11 protein-coding genes and 1 tRNA gene are annotated in these 14,114 nt (G+C 71.0%); 1 reads left to right on the forward strand and 11 read right to left on the reverse strand.

The features are described 5' to 3' along the window. Window positions 1-3: 3 nt before the first annotated feature. The 5 genes from aroA to PJ985_RS04500 form a co-directional block, all read right to left on the reverse strand. Window positions 4-1,374, reverse strand: a complete 1,371-nt coding sequence (gene aroA / locus PJ985_RS04480; protein ID WP_271682206.1) for a 3-phosphoshikimate 1-carboxyvinyltransferase — start codon at window positions 1,372-1,374, stop codon at window positions 4-6. Between the two features lie 40 nt (window positions 1,375-1,414). Next, on the reverse strand, window positions 1,415-2,155 hold the full coding sequence (locus PJ985_RS04485; RefSeq protein ID WP_271682207.1) for a M50 family metallopeptidase: 741 nt from the start codon (window positions 2,153-2,155) through the stop codon (window positions 1,415-1,417). Between the two features lie 187 nt (window positions 2,156-2,342). Continuing rightward, window positions 2,343-2,418 (reverse strand) — tRNA-His (locus PJ985_RS04490). 90 nt (window positions 2,419-2,508) lie between these two features. Then, window positions 2,509-3,105 (reverse strand): oligoribonuclease, encoded by a 597-nt coding sequence (orn, locus tag PJ985_RS04495; protein WP_271682208.1) that lies wholly within the window; start codon window positions 3,103-3,105, stop codon window positions 2,509-2,511. A gap of 58 nt (window positions 3,106-3,163) precedes the next feature. Then, window positions 3,164-4,282 (reverse strand): GlxA family transcriptional regulator, encoded by a 1,119-nt coding sequence (locus tag PJ985_RS04500; protein ID WP_271682209.1) that lies wholly within the window; start codon window positions 4,280-4,282, stop codon window positions 3,164-3,166. 905 nt (window positions 4,283-5,187) lie between these two features. On the opposite strand from PJ985_RS04500, the gene PJ985_RS04505 reads away from it, so the two are divergent. After that, window positions 5,188-5,709 (forward strand): universal stress protein, encoded by a 522-nt coding sequence (locus tag PJ985_RS04505; RefSeq protein ID WP_271682210.1) that lies wholly within the window; start codon window positions 5,188-5,190, stop codon window positions 5,707-5,709. A gap of 267 nt (window positions 5,710-5,976) precedes the next feature. Here PJ985_RS04505 and glmS read toward each other — a convergent pair whose 3' ends face one another. From glmS to PJ985_RS04535, 6 genes are all read right to left on the reverse strand, one after another. Next, complete coding sequence (gene glmS, locus PJ985_RS04510) at window positions 5,977-7,797, reverse strand: glutamine--fructose-6-phosphate transaminase (isomerizing) (protein ID WP_271682211.1); 1,821 nt, start codon at window positions 7,795-7,797, stop codon at window positions 5,977-5,979. A gap of 149 nt (window positions 7,798-7,946) precedes the next feature. Then, window positions 7,947-8,222, reverse strand: a complete 276-nt coding sequence (locus PJ985_RS04515; protein ID WP_271682212.1) for a hypothetical protein — start codon at window positions 8,220-8,222, stop codon at window positions 7,947-7,949. 160 nt (window positions 8,223-8,382) lie between these two features. Then, window positions 8,383-9,702, reverse strand: a complete 1,320-nt coding sequence (locus PJ985_RS04520) for a lipase family protein (protein ID WP_271682520.1) — start codon at window positions 9,700-9,702, stop codon at window positions 8,383-8,385. Between the two features lie 289 nt (window positions 9,703-9,991). Then, window positions 9,992-11,155 carry an acyl-CoA dehydrogenase family protein gene (locus tag PJ985_RS04525; protein WP_271682213.1) on the reverse strand — a complete coding sequence of 388 codons (1,164 nt, stop codon included), beginning with the start codon at window positions 11,153-11,155 and terminating at the stop codon, window positions 9,992-9,994. A 2-nt stretch (window positions 11,156-11,157) separates the two neighbouring features. Continuing rightward, the gene (locus tag PJ985_RS04530; protein WP_271682214.1) at window positions 11,158-12,114 is read right to left on the reverse strand and encodes a hydroxymethylglutaryl-CoA lyase; all 957 of its coding nucleotides are present in this window, start codon (window positions 12,112-12,114) and stop codon (window positions 11,158-11,160) included. After that, on the reverse strand, window positions 12,111-14,096 hold the full coding sequence (locus PJ985_RS04535) for an ATP-binding protein (protein ID WP_271682521.1): 1,986 nt from the start codon (window positions 14,094-14,096) through the stop codon (window positions 12,111-12,113). Before PJ985_RS04535 ends, PJ985_RS04530 begins: the two co-directional genes overlap by 4 nt. Window positions 14,097-14,114: the final 18 nt, after the last annotated feature.

Consider the following 14,114-nt stretch of genomic DNA (forward strand, 5'->3'; position numbering starts at 1 on the left):
CCTTCAGGCCTTCGGCCCGGAGGAGGCGAGCATGCCGTGCCAGAGCTCCGGGAAGTCCGGCATGGTCTTGGCGGTGGTCGCGATGTCCTCCACCTCGACACCCTTGACGACCAGGCCCAGCAGGGCGCCCGCGGTGGCGAGCCGGTGGTCCTCGTAGGTGTGGAACACGCCGCCGTGCAGCGGGCGCGGGCGGATGCGCAGCCCGTCCGCGGTCTCGGTGACCTCACCGCCGAGGCCGTTGATCTCCCGGGTGAGCGCGGCCAGCCGGTCCGTCTCGTGCAGCCGCAGGTGCGCCACGCCGCGGAGCACCGACTCCCCCTCCGCGAGTGCGGCGACCGCGGCGATGCCCGGAGTGAGCTCACCGACCTCGCTCAGGTCGGCGTCGAGGCCCAGGATCCGCCCGGTGCCCCGGAAGGTGAGGCCACGCCCGTCGAGACGGCACTCGCCGCCCATCCGGGTGAAGAGCTCCCGCAGGGCGTCACCGGGCTGCGTGGTGTGCTCGGGCCAGTCGGGAATGGTGACCGTTCCGCCGGTGACCAGGGCGGCCGCCAGGAACGGCTGGGCGTTGGACAGATCCGGCTCGACCACCAGGTCACGGCCGAGCAGCGCGCCCGGCGTCACCCGCCAGACATCGGGCTCACCGCCGGACTCCGGGGCGGTCACCTGGGCCCCGGCGGCCCGGAGCATGTCCACCGTCATCCGGATGTGCGGCATCGACGGCAGCGGCCCGCCGACGTGGCGCACCTCGACCCCCTGGTTGAAGCGGGGGCCGGAGAGCAGCAATGCGCTGACGAACTGCGAGGACGAGGAGGCATCGATCTCGACGGGCCCGCCCTCGATCATGCCCGTGCCGTGCACGGTGAGGGGCAGGGCGCCCCGGCCCTCGTCCTCGATCCGGGCGCCGAGCACGCGCAGCGCGTTGATGACGCCGTGCAGCGGGCGCTCGTGCGACCGCGGGTCGCCGTCGAAACGGACCGGGCCCTCGGCGAGTGCCGCGAGCGGCGGCAGGAAGCGCATGACGGTGCCCGCGTTGCCGACGTGCACGGTGGCCGGGCCCTGCGGAGCCGCCGGGATGACCCGCCACGCCTCGCCGCGGCCCTCGGGGACGCCGGAGACCGAGGAGCTGGAGGAGACCGTCTCCTCGATGCCGATCCCCAGCGAGCGGAGGCCCTCCACCATCAGCAGGGTGTCCCGCGAACGCAGCGGACGGCGCAGCCAGCCCGGGTCGGCGGCGTGCGCCGCCAGGATCAGCGCGCGGTTCGTGACCGACTTGGAGCCGGGCACGGTGACGGTCGCGTCGACACTGCCGGGAGCGAGCGGCGCGGGCCACAGTGAGGTGCCGGAAGGGTGCTCGGGCGACAGGTGTACGGTCATGGGTTTCACTTTAGTGCGTCACCCAGTGCCACCACGCTGCTCAGACATTCAGCAGCCGGCTTCCGGCACCGAAGAGGCACGCCAGGGTGACGGCGTGGAAGACCAGGAGCCAGACCAGCGGCGGCATCCGGGTGAGCCGGGCCAGCTGGTCGGCGTCCGAGTCACCCGCCGCACCGCGCCTCCGCTTGCGCTGGAGTTCGAACACCGGCCGCACTCCGCCGAACAGGAGGAACCAGACCACCACGTAGGCGAAGGCCGCCTGCACCTCCGGGTCCGTCAGGAAGGAGACCAGCAGGAAGGCGGCTCCGGTGAGGACCACGGTGAGGATGCCGTACAGGTTGCGGATCATCACCAGCATGGCGAGCAGCAGCGCCGTGGCACCCCAGAGCAGCAGGGTGACGTAGCCACCGGTGAGCAGCAAGGCCCCACCGAGCCCGAGCAGGGAGGGCGCGACGTATCCGGCGGCAGCGGTGAGGATCATGCCGAATCCGGTCGGCTTGCCGCGGGAGACGGTGAGGCCGGAGGTGTCGGAGTGCAGCCGGATGCCCTGCAGCGTCCGTCCGGTCAGGAGCGCGACCAGTCCGTGCCCGCCCTCATGGGCGATCGTGATGCTGTTCCGGGTGATCCGCCAGACCTGCCAGGGCCCGACGAGCAGCAGCGCCACGCCCGCGGTCGCGAGCACCAGCCACAGCTCGGGGTGCGCCTGGGTCCCGCTGACCGTGTCCCAGAAACCGGCCGGGCTCGCCTCCGCCCGCAGCTCCGGTATGGCCGCAGCATCCATGAGTCCGTCACGCCTCTCCGGAGAAGGATCGATGGCAGCCCTGCGCGCGAGGGGCGGACAGGGGCTGTGATCCTAACGAGGACGGGCCGTGGCGCCGCACAGCAGGTCCGCTCCCCGGACCCGCACCCATGCCCCCGGAAACGCCTCATGGGTCCGACCCGTTTCGCAGGTCGGACCCATGAGGCCGTGGGGTGAGTGACGGGACTTGAACCCGCGGCCACCTGGACCACAACCAGGTGCTCTACCAGCTGAGCTACACCCACCATGACCGGCTGCGGAAGGTTACTGCGCTCTCTGCACCGGCCGGTAATGAGTGTACAGGCTTCGTGCGGGTGCTCGCGCCAGGGTTTCGTCTACCGATGGACGTGCCGGGCCGCGAGGCGTTTGGCGGTGTCGGAATCCGGACCGGGCGGGGGTACGAAGACGGCCTCGCGGTAGTAGCGCAACTCCGCGATCGACTCCTGGATGTCCGCCAGCGCCCGGTGGCTGCCGCCCTTTTCCGGGCTGTTGTAGTAGGCCCGGGGATACCAGCGGCGGGCGAGCTCCTTGACCGAGGAGACGTCGACGATCCGGTAGTGCAGGTGGGAAACGAGCTGCGGCATGTCCCGGGCGAGGAAACCCCGGTCGGTCCCGACGGAGTTGCCGCACAGCGGGGCCCGGCCGGCCTCCGGGGCGAACTCGCGGAGGTAGTCGAGGACCTGCTTCTCGGCGTCGGCCAGCGAGGTACCGGCCTCCAACTCGTCCAGCAGGCCGGAGGCGGTGTGCATCGCCCGCACCACCTCCGGCATGGACTCCAGCGCACCGTCCGGCGGGCGGATCACGACGTCCACGCCCTCGCCGAGCACATTGAGCTCCGAGTCGGTGACCAGGGCGGCCACCTCGATGAGCGCGTCGTCGGCCAGCGAGAGTCCGGTCATCTCGCAGTCGATCCACACCATGCGATCGTTCATGCGATCACCTTACGCTTCGGCCGCACGGCGGTGAGCACTGCCCGGTAGCGGGTACTGCTCACTGGACGGGGCGTCCCCGCTGGCCCGGCACCCGGGACGGCTGGCCGTCGAGGACGGGCCTCCCGCCGCGGGCGGCCGCATCCCCGGATGCCTGCTGCCGGGCCCGGTAGGCAGCCCGGTAGGCAGCCGGGGAGGCGCCCAGCTGCCGCCGGAAGTGCCCGCGCAGCGCGACCGGCGAGCGGAAGCCGCAGCGCCCGGCCACCTCGTCGACGGAGTAGTCCGAGACCTCCAGCAGCCGCTGGGCCTGCAGCACGCGCTGCGTGATCAGCCACTGCAGCGGCGCACTGCCGGTCAGCGACCGGAACCGCCGGTCGAAGGTGCGGCGGCTCATGTAGGCGCGCGCGGCCAGCGTCTCGACATCGAACTGTTCGTGCAGGTGTTCCAGGGCCCAGGCGACGACCTCGGCGAGCGGGTCGGCCCCGATGTCCTCAGGTAAAGACCTGTCCAGATGCCGGTGGTGTCCGGACTCGGCGTTGTTGCCGCGGCGGGGCGGCAGGACCAGCCGGCGGGCCAGCGCGTTGGCCGCTTCGGCACCGTGATCGGTGCGCACGATGTGCAGGCACAGGTCGATACCGGCGGCCGTGCCGGCCGAGGTGAGGATGTCACCGTCGTCGACGAACAACTCGCGGGGATCCACGTGCACCGAGGGATACCGCTTAGCGAGAGTCGGGGCGTACATCCAGTGGGTGGTGGCCGGGCGGCCGTCCAGAAGCCCGGCCGCACCGAGTGCGAAGGCACCGGTGCACAGCCCCACCACCCTGGCGCCCTCGTTGTGCGCACGCCGCAGCGCACTCAACGCAGCGCTGGGCGGCGGCCCCGTGATGGACCGCCAGGCCGGGACTATGACCGTGCCGGCGCGTGCCAGGGCACCCAGTCCGTAGGGCGCCCGCAACTCGAGGCCGCCGGTGGTGCGCAGCGGCCCGTCCTCCCCCGCACAGGCCAGCAGCCGGTAGCGGGGCACTCCGGCGTCCTGTCGGTCGACACCGAACACGGAGAGCGGGATGGAACTCTCGAACATGGGGCTGCCGCTGAACAGCAGCACCGCGACGATCTCGCGGCGGCGCCGGGCAGCGAGCTTGACGGCTGGTTCGGGGCCGTGCGTTGGGTCCTGGCTCATGCTCCTCAGTTCCCTCGGTCGTCGCATCCTCTCGGTCCTGCACGTTTCCCCCGACGTGATTGCCAAGATCGAATCTACTGCGTCGGACGAGGTCGGCGGGACAAGTTCACCACTCGGCGCTATATCGACATGACAACGTGGCGCGAAGCATTCGATCAGGAAGCGTTCCACGTAACTGCGGTCGGGGGAAGTACGCCTCCCCGTCCGGGTCGTTCCCCGCGTTGACCGAGCGCCGCCTCTCCCCGTGCGCACTGGTGTACAAGAGGTGATCGCAGAACGATTCGTCACCCCGTATGGTGCGAGGCGAAGTTGGCTGAAAATAAAAGCTGTCAGCGGCCCACGGCCGGCATCCGAAGTACCGGAACACCCTTCCACCCGCCCTCCCGGGCCTTCGCCGGAGGGCAGATGCGCAGCTCAGACGGGCCGTCCGCAGCGGACCGCACCCCTGCCCCCGGTCTCCGCCCGGACCGCGGCGGATCGGCCCCGCACCGGCTCCGGGAGGACGCCTGGCCGACCCTTGCCGTGACTCCGGGAAGGGCTGCCCGGGCCGGGCCCCCCAGCACCGCGCAGCCAGGACACCCCTTGCGAAATGCTCCCCCCACGACTCCCTGCGCCCCCTCTGCGACCCCCTGCACCGTCCGCCACTCCGGCACCTTTTTACTCCCTGCGCGCGCTCGCGTGTCCTCCGTCACGTGAAACGCGGAGCATCATTGCGTCGGCCCGACCGCTGCGCGATGCTGCCCGGCAGGGCCACAGAGGTTGTCGGCACTCACTCTGGGCAGGACATGACCCACGACGTATTCTGGAGGTGGAACCTGTGGAAGAGGCGGTCTCTCTCCGCTCGTCCCGCTTCGCGCTCCCCACGTCCGCACGAGGTTTCCTCGCTGACACCCGCCGAGACACCCATGGCTGGATACGAGCTTCCCGAGCCGTCCGACCGCAAGCGAGTCGTTGATTCCACGACTCCAGCCGAGTCGGCGGCTGACTCCTGCACTTCACAGGATCCCGCGTTCCAGCACGGTGTGGTGGTCGGCTTCGACGGCTCCACCGCGAGTGAGCGGGCCCTGGCCTACGCCGTGGGCATGGCCTTCCGGGCAGGTTCAGGGCTGATCATCGTGCACGTGGCCAACCGGCTGCCGACGACGGTGTGGGCCGGCTGCGAACCGCCCGCGCTGGTGGACGTCCCGGACCACCGCACCGAGGTTCTGGGGATGGAACTGGCCTGCGCCGACCACCTGGCCGAAGTCCCTTGGGTGCTGCTGGAACGCGGCGGTGACATCTGCCACGAACTGGAGGAGGTCGGCCGCGAGTACGCGGCGGACGCCATCGTGGTCGGGTCCACCCACGGCTTCCTCGGCCGGGTCTTCGGGTCCGTCTCCGGGCGGCTCGCCCGGCGCGCCAGCCGCCCCGTGATCGTCATCCCCTGACCACGCGTCAGGCGGGGAGACCCCCGCCGCCTGAGCGACGATCCGTGGGTCCGTCCTCGGACGCAGCATCAAATTTTCCCGCCCACCAGGTGGATTGTGCGCTTGTGATGGGCATAACGGGTGCATCACCACTTGGCCGCTGACGGGAGGTGACGGACCCCGGCGGCGGCCTTCCGCCGGCGTAATGGGCGACGCCGGCGCCAGTTGGCGGCCCCCGTGGAGGGTGCCCGGTGGCACATTCTCCACGGGGCCGCCACCTGCTCGTTCCTACTCCACGGTCACGGACTTCGCGAGGTTTCGCGGCTTGTCGATGTCCCGGCCCAGGCTGAGCGCCGTGTGGTAAGCGAGCAACTGCAGCGGGATACCCATCAGGACCGGGTCGAGCTCGGGCTCGTTCTGCGGGACGATGATCGTGTCGTCGGCCTTGGCCTGCTCCTGGTGGGCAACAGCGAGGATCCGGCCGCTGCGCGCCTTGATCTCCTCCAGCGTGGCCCGGTTCTTCTCCAGCAGATCGTCGTTCGGGACGATCGCCACCGTCGGGACCGCGGGCTCGATGAGGGCGAGCGGGCCGTGCTTCAGCTCGGAGGCGGGGTAGGCCTCGGCGTGGATGTAGGAGACCTCCTTCAGCTTCAGCGAGGCCTCCTTGGCCACCGGGAAGCCGCGCACCCGGCCGACGAACATCATGCTCTTGGCGTCCGCGAAGTCGGCGGCGAGCTTCGCGATCCGGTCCTCATCGGCCATGATCCGGGAAATCTGGTCGGGCAGCTTCCGCAGCCCCGCAATGATCCGCTTGCCGTCGGCGACCGACAGATCCCGGATGCGGCCGAGGTGCAGGGCCAGGAGCGCGAAGGCGACAGCGGTGTTGGTGAAGCACTTGGTCGACACCACGCAGACCTCCGGACCGGCGTGCACGTAGACGCCCCCGTCCGTCTCCCGGGCGATGGCCGAGCCGACCACATTCACCACTCCGAGCACCCTGGCACCCTTGCGCTTCAGCTCCTGCACCGCGGCCAGGGTGTCGTACGTCTCCCCCGACTGGCTGACCGCGATGTAGAGCGTGTCGGGGTCGACCACCGCATTGCGGTAGCGGAACTCGCTGGCCGGCTCCGCGTCGGCGGGGATACGGGCCAGCTCCTCGATCATCTGGGCGCCGATCTGGCCGGCGTGGTAGGCGGAGCCGCAGCCGAGAATCTTCACCCGGCGCATGGTGCGTGCCTCCCGGGCGTCCAGGTTGAGGCCACCGAGCCGGACCGTGGCGAACCGGTCGTCGATCCGGCCCCGCAGGACCCGGTCCACGGCCTCCGCCTGCTCGGCGATCTCCTTGTGCATGTAGGTGTCGTGGCCGCCCATGTCGTAGCTCTCCGCTTCCCACTCCACCGTGGTGGGCGATGCGGAGGTGCGGCTGCCGTCCGTGGTGTAGGTGCGGTAGTCGTCGGCCTTGATGGTGGCCATCTCACCGTCGTCCAGCGTGATGACCTGACGGGTGTGGCTGATCAGGGCGGCCACGTCGGAGGCGACCAGCATTTCCTTCTCACCGATGCCCAGCACCACGGGCGAACCGTTACGGGCCGCCACGATGCGGTCGGGGAAGTCGGCGTGCAGTACGGCGATGCCGTAGGTGCCCTCGATGTGGCGCAGCGCCTCGCGGACCTTGTCCTCCAGAGTGTCCGCCTGCGACCGGCCGACCAGGTGGGCGACCACCTCGGTGTCGGTTTCGGAGGTGAACTCGACCCCGTCGGCTACGAGTTTGGCGCGCAGCTCGGTGAAGTTGTCGATGATGCCGTTGTGGACGACCGCGACCTTGCCCTCGCTGTCCTGGTGCGGGTGGGAGTTCACATCATTGGGGGCACCGTGGGTGGCCCAGCGGGTGTGCGCGATGCCGCAGGTGCCGGCGAAGCGGGCGGGCACCTTCTCCTCCAGCTCACGGACCCGGCCCTTGTTCTTGACCGTTTTCAGGCCGCCGCCCTTGCCACTGCTGTGGATGGCGATCCCCGCCGAGTCGTAGCCCCGGTACTCCAACCGCTGCAGCCCTTCCAGGAGGAGAGGGGCGACGTCGCGCCTGCCGATGTATCCGACGATTCCGCACATGGTGGTTCCTCCTGGTGCTTGCTTCTGCTCTTCGGTTCCCGAGAGGCTCGCCCGGCCGCTGACCGCCCGCGTGCGGTGGCCGGCGCTGTGCCCTGGAGCTGCCCGCAGAGCGGAGCGGCGCCCGTCGCACCGGGGCGCTCTGCGGCGCCTCAGCCGTATACGATCCTGCGCAGCTGCCGCTGGGACAGCTCCGGCGGGGCCACCGCCCGGTGCGGCAGCTCCTCCGCGATCCGCAGAAAGATGCCGGTGTTGGTCAGCCCTCCGGACTGCAGCTCGCGGTGTCTCCTGCGGACGAATTCCTCGGTCGTCTCGTCGAAGTACGCCAGCACGTCGAGTACCACCCGAGCAGCCTCCCCGCGTCCCAGCGAGGTGCTGCGCACCAGATGGTCCACGAGGTCCTCGTGGGGCGTACGACGTTCGAACACCCCTAGATACTGCGGGTGCAAGACCCTTTTCGCAACAATCCTGCCCGATATCGGGCAGCAACGTGTCGGACATCCGGCGTCTCCACCCCACCTGCCCGGCACTCCACGTCACGGTGACCCGCCCGCGCAGTGGCGCTGCGGGCCGCCGTGACGTGTCGGGTCAGGGCTGGAAGGGCATCGTCCAGCAGTTGGAGGTGGCCGCCTTGCCCGCGAGGCGGTCGGTGAGCCAGGAGATCGCCGCACCCTGGTCGGCGAGGAGCGGCACGAGGTGGTTGGTCAGGAGCTTGTCCCCGAGATTCGGCAGCAGGACGGGGGCGTAGGTGATATTGCCGCCCTTGCGGCACCAGTCCACGGCCAGCTGACGCGACTGGCGGTGGGGAACGATGTCGTCCTGAACACCGGTGGCCAGGCGCACCGGGCCGGCCGGCTCGAGCGTGCCGATACGCTGCTTGTCCAGAGCAGCCTGTGCGCGGGGGTCGGCCGCGATGATCTCGCCAATGGACTGGCCACCGGTGGTCCACCGGGAGCTCTTCGTGAAGCCGTAGCCGAAGAGCGCCTCACCGACGCACATGGTCGAGGTGTCCTCCAGCGCGGCCCTGCCGGTGGCGTTGAGGTGGGCCTCGACAACCGCCCGCAGGTCGGGGTCGGCCTGGGCGAAACCGTTGATGGACCAGCCCAGCGCGCCGGCCAGGGCGCTGCCGTCGATGCCCTTCATGACCGCGGTCAGGTCGGCGGGCGGCGCACCGGCATAGGTGCCGGCCAGCTCGATCTCGGGTGCGTAGGAGGGCTGGAGTTCGGCGGCTGCCGCTCCGGCACCACCGCCCTGGCTGTAGCCGTACAGACCGATGCGCGAGTCGCCGGTGACCGATGCCCCGGGCACGGAACGTGCCGCGCGGACCGCGTCCAGCAGGGCGTGCCCCTGGTCGAGGCGGTTGACGTAGGTGTGGAGCCGGTCCGTGGTGCCGAGACCGACGTAGTCCGTGACGACGACCGCCGCCCCGGTGGACAGCAGCCGGTACATCGCGAGGAGTTCGTAGCCGACCGAGACGGTCTCCCCCGTGAGGGTCAGCGGATACTGCAGCGTCATCGACGGTGCGCACTGGTCACCCTGACCCATGGTGCCCGAGGCCAGCGCCACCAAGGGGCGGGGTCCTCCGCCCTGCCAGGCCGCCGAAGGTTCGAGGTAGGCGCCGGTCACCGCGACAGGCAGGCCGTTGGAGTCGGTGGACTTGTACATCAGCCGGGTTGCCGTACCCGGCATCACCCGGCCGTCCAGGCCCGGAAGGCTCAGGCCGAGGGGCAGCGGTTCGGTGCGGATGACCGCGCCGTTGGCGGCGGGCAGCTCGGCAGGCGGATGGTAGAAGGCGGGGATGGTCACGCCCCGGGACTCCCCGGGTTCCGGGGGAGCGGCGGCGGAGGCCGGCGTGACCGACAGCCCCACGCAGACTGCCGTGGCCACCGCGGTGAACAGCCGTCGCAGGCGCTGCCGCCTCCACCCTCGGCCGGGAACAGCGGACCGGCCCGGAACAGGCCCGGCCCCGGGCGGGACGAAGGAACGTGAACGGGCGATCTGGTGACCCACGGCTCACTCCTCATTCTGCTCCGTAGCAGGTGAGCGCAAGCTAGCAGCGTCACAGCAGGTTATATAACCCGTCAGTAAGTTACGTGATGGTAACTCTCTTCCTCGTGACGGGTTTCCGGACCCGGTCCGCGCCTCCGCCCCCCGGGGACGGCAGTCGGCCGCCGTCCCCGGGGGGGGTCAGTTCGAGTCAGGCTGAGGGGACGCCGAGTTCGCGGGCAATGAGCATGCGCTGGACCTCGCTGGTACCCTCGCCGATTTCCAGGATCTTGGAGTCGCGCCACATCCGGGCGACCGGGTATTCGTTCATGAAGCCGTAGCCGCCGTGGATCTGGGTGGCTTCCCGGGCGTTGGTGACCGCGATCTCCGAGGAATACAGCTTGGCGATGGCGGCCTCCTTCTTGAACGGCTCCCCGGCCGTCAGCCGGGACGCGGCGTCGCGCCAGGCCAGGCGGGCGGTGTGGGCGCGCATCTCCATGTCGGCCAGCTTGAACTGGATCGCCTGGTTGGCGCCGATCGGCCTGCCGAACGCCTCCCGGGCACCGGCGTAGGACACCGACTCGTCCACACAGCCCTGGGCCAGGCCGGTGGCGAGCGCGGCGATGGCGATCCGGCCCTCGTCGAGGATGCGCAGGAACTGGGCATAACCGCGGCCCTCCTCCCCCAGCAGGTTGGCCACCGGGACCCGGACGTCGGCGAACGACAGCTCCCGGGTGTCGGAGGCGTTCCAGCCCACCTTGGAATACGGGGCGGCGACGGTGAAGCCGGGGGTGCCGGAGGGGACGATGATCGTGGAGATCCGGGGCGCACCGTCCGGCTTGCGGCCGGTGACGGCGGTGACGGTGACCAGACCGGTGATGTCGGTGCCTGAGTTGGTGATGAAGCTCTTGCTGCCGTTGATCACCCACTCGTCACCGTCCCGGACCGCGGTGGTGCGAGTGCCGCCCGCATCCGATCCGCACTCCGGCTCGGTGAGGCCGAAGGCACCCAGCATGTCGCCGGAGCACAGGCGCGGAAGCCACTGACGCTTCTGTTCCTCGGTACCGAAGCGGTACAGCGGCATGGCGCCGAGGGAGACGCCTGCCTCGAGGGTGATGGCGACGGAGGAGTCGACACGGGCGAGTTCCTCCAGGGCGATGCACAGCGCGAGGTAGTCACCACCCATGCCGCCGTACTCCTCGGGGAAGGGCAGTCCGAAGAGACCCATCCGGCCCATCTCGCGGACGATCCCGTAGGGGAACTCGTGCCGCTCGTAATGGTCACCGATCTTCGGGGCGATCACGTCGTGGGCGAACGCCTCGACAGTGCGGCGGAGTTCCTCGTGCTCGGAGGCGAGCCGGTGGTCCAGGGGCATGGTCAGGACTCCTTGTGGGAGAGCGCGCGTACAGTGCGGGACGGGCTCGGCCGTCCCAGCTGCCCGGCCATCCAGTCGCTGGTGGCGACCAGAGCGCCCAGGTCGACCCCGGTATCGATGCCGAGGCCGTGCAGCATCCAGAGCAGATCCTCGGTGGCGAGGTTGCCCGTCGCGCTCCTGGCATAAGGGCAGCCGCCGAGGCCGCCCGCGGAGGCATCGACCGTGGTGATGCCGTGCTGGAGCGCGGTCAGTGTGTTGGACAGTGCCTGGCCGTAGGTGTCGTGGAAGTGCACGGCCAGGCGGTCGGTGGCGATTCCGGCGGTGCCGAGGGCGGTGAGCAGCGCGGTGACGTGGCCGGGGGTGGCGACGCCGATGGTGTCGCCGAGGCTGATCTCGTCACAGCCGAGGTCGCTCAGCCGACGGCAGACGTGCACCACCTGCTCCGTCTCCACCGGGCCCTCCCAGGGGTCCCCGAAGCACATCGAGACGTAGCCCCGGACACTCAGCCCGGCTTCCTTCGCGCGGGTGACGACCGGCGCGAACATGGCCAGGGATTCCTCGACCGTGCGGTTCAGGTTGGCCCGGGCGAAGGACTCGGTGGCGCTGGCGAAGACCGCGATGTCGCGCATCCCGTGGGCCAGGGCCCGGTCGAGGCCACGCTCGTTGGGCACCAGCACGGGCAGCCGGACGCGGCCGGCGAGGTCGCCGAGTTCGGGCATCAGCTGTTCGGCGTCGGCGAGCTGCGGCACCCACCGGGGGTGCACGAAGCTGCCGGCCTCGACGGTGGTGAGCCCGGTGTCGGCGAGCCGGTGGATGAAACCGGACTTCACCTCCAGCGGGACGACCGCCTGTTCGTTCTGCAGGCCGTCCCGGGGACCGACTTCGTGGATCCGCACCCGGGCCGGGAGCCCGTCGGCGCGGACCTGCGCGGGCAGCCCGAGATCCAGGGTTCCGGTCATGGTGCTTCCTCCTGCCGGGCGGCGTGCTCCGGTTCTCCGGAGGTGCTCTCGAGCGGGTCGTGCGGGCTGACGACGGCGAGGACCTGGTCCATGGCGACCGTGCTGCCCGCGATGACCTCGAGCTCGGCGACGGTGCCGGCGTGCGGGGCGGCGATCACGTGCTCCATCTTCATTGCCTCGACGATCAGCAGGGCCTGGCCCGCGGTCACCTCGTCACCGACGGCCGCCTTGACCACGGTGACCGTGCCGGGCATGGGCGCGGTGAGTGCGTCGGCGCCCAGCGCCCCGTGGGCCCCGGCGGGGGCCACCGGATCGTGGTCCTGGACCTGCCAGGTGTCCCCGTCGCGGCCCAGCCAGTCCCCCGCGTACCGGAAGTGGTGGAGCAGCCCGTCCACCGGGACGCTCAGCCGGTCGCCGGTCACCTCCCCCTCCACCGGACCGGCCACCTCGACCGGATCCTGGCCGGGGACGCGCAGGTGGTGGACGACGGGAACGGGGGTGCCGTCCACCCGCCAGCCGGAGGGGACGGAGAACGGGTCGGTCCAGCCGTGCGCGTCCGGGACCGGGGCCATCCGGTGCTGCCGGAGCAGCGCCGCGGCCCGGTGGACCTCGGGCGGCACCCCGGCGGGCACCAGCCGGTCGGCGTCGCGCTCCACCAGCCCGGTGTCCAGCTCGCCGGCCCGGACGTCGGGATGGTCCAGCAGGCGGCGCAGGAAGCCGGTGTTGGTCTGCACGCCGAGGATCACGGTGTCGCCCAGCGCGCGGCGGAGCGTGCGCAGGGCGCTCGCCCGGTCCGGGCCATGGGCGATGACCTTCGCCAGCATGGGGTCGTAGTCACTGCCCACGGCACCGCCGGCCAGCAGCCCGGAGTCGGTGCGCACTCCGCCGCCCTGCGGTTCGGCCAGTGCCAGGACGGTCCCGCCCGTCGGCAGGAAGCCGCGGGCCGGGTCCTCGGCGCAGATCCGGGCCTCGATCGCGTGGCCGGTGAGCCGGATGTGCTCCTGCCGGTGGGTGAGCGGCTCGCCCGCGGCGATCCGCAGCTGGCAGGCGACGAGGTCGAGGCCGGTGACCAGCTCGGTGACCGGGTGCTCGACCTGGAGGCGGGTGTTCATCTCCATGAAGAAGTACGCGTCCGGGTCGCTGCCCGGAACGATGAACTCCACCGTGCCCGCGCCGCGGTAGCCGCAGGAACGCGCGGCGTTGACGGCGGCCTCGCCCATCGCGGCGCGGGTCCGCTCGTCGAGCAGCGGGCTGGGGGCCTCTTCGATGATCTTCTGGTGCCGGCGCTGCAGCGAGCACTCCCGCTCACCGAGGTGGATGACGTTGCCGTGTTCGTCGGCGAGCACCTGGATCTCGATGTGCCGGGGCCGGTCGATCCAGCGCTCCACCAGCAGAGTGCCGTCCCCGAAGGAGCTGCGGGCCTCCCGGCGGGCGGCGGCGATCTCCTCGGCCAGCAGCTCCGGGTCGCGGACCAGCCGCATGCCCTTGCCGCCGCCGCCCGCCGAGGGCTTGAGCAGCACCGGCAGGCCGACTTCCCGGGCGGCGGTGGCCAGCGCCGCGTCGTCCAGCCCGGAACCGGAGGAGCCGGGCACGACGGGGACGCCGGCCGCCTTGACGGTTTCCTTGGCCCGGATCTTGTCACCCATGAGCTCGATGGCCTCGGCCGTGGGGCCGATGAAGACCAGACCGGCACCGGTGACGGCGCGGGCGAAGGCGGCGTTCTCTGCCAGGAAGCCGTAGCCGGGGTGGACGGCCTGAACGCCGGTGCGGGCCGCCGCATCGAGCAGCCGGTCGGCCGACAGGTAGCTCTCGGCCGCTGCCGCGGGGCCGATCCGGACGGCGGTGTCGGCCTCCCGGACATGGCGGGCCCCGGCGTCCGCGTCGCTGTGCACGGCGACGGAGCGGATGCCCAGCTGCCGCAGGGTGCGGATGACGCGGACGGCGATCTCACCGCGGTTGGCGACAAGTACGGTGTCGAACATCCTCATGGTGACGTGGTT

Origin of the sequence: Streptomyces sp. ACA25 (genome assembly GCF_028200735.1) — a bacterium.
In the GTDB taxonomy this organism is placed as follows: Bacteria; Actinomycetota; Actinomycetes; order Streptomycetales; family Streptomycetaceae; genus Streptomyces.

Coding starts and splice junctions, on each gene's coding strand:
- aroA (WP_271682206.1), bottom strand. CDS start 1,374: ATGACCGTACACCTGTCGCCCGAGCACCCTTCCGGCACCTCACTGTGG.
- PJ985_RS04485 (WP_271682207.1), bottom strand. CDS start 2,155: ATGGATGCTGCGGCCATACCGGAGCTGCGGGCGGAGGCGAGCCCGGCC.
- orn (WP_271682208.1), bottom strand. CDS start 3,105: ATGAACGATCGCATGGTGTGGATCGACTGCGAGATGACCGGACTCTCG.
- PJ985_RS04500 (WP_271682209.1), bottom strand. CDS start 4,282: ATGAGCCAGGACCCAACGCACGGCCCCGAACCAGCCGTCAAGCTCGCT.
- PJ985_RS04505 (WP_271682210.1), top strand. CDS start 5,188: ATGGCTGGATACGAGCTTCCCGAGCCGTCCGACCGCAAGCGAGTCGTT.
- glmS (WP_271682211.1), bottom strand. CDS start 7,797: ATGTGCGGAATCGTCGGATACATCGGCAGGCGCGACGTCGCCCCTCTC.
- PJ985_RS04525 (WP_271682213.1), bottom strand. CDS start 11,155: ATGCCCCTGGACCACCGGCTCGCCTCCGAGCACGAGGAACTCCGCCGC.
- PJ985_RS04530 (WP_271682214.1), bottom strand. CDS start 12,114: ATGACCGGAACCCTGGATCTCGGGCTGCCCGCGCAGGTCCGCGCCGAC.
- PJ985_RS04535 (WP_271682521.1), bottom strand. CDS start 14,096: ATGTTCGACACCGTACTTGTCGCCAACCGCGGTGAGATCGCCGTCCGC.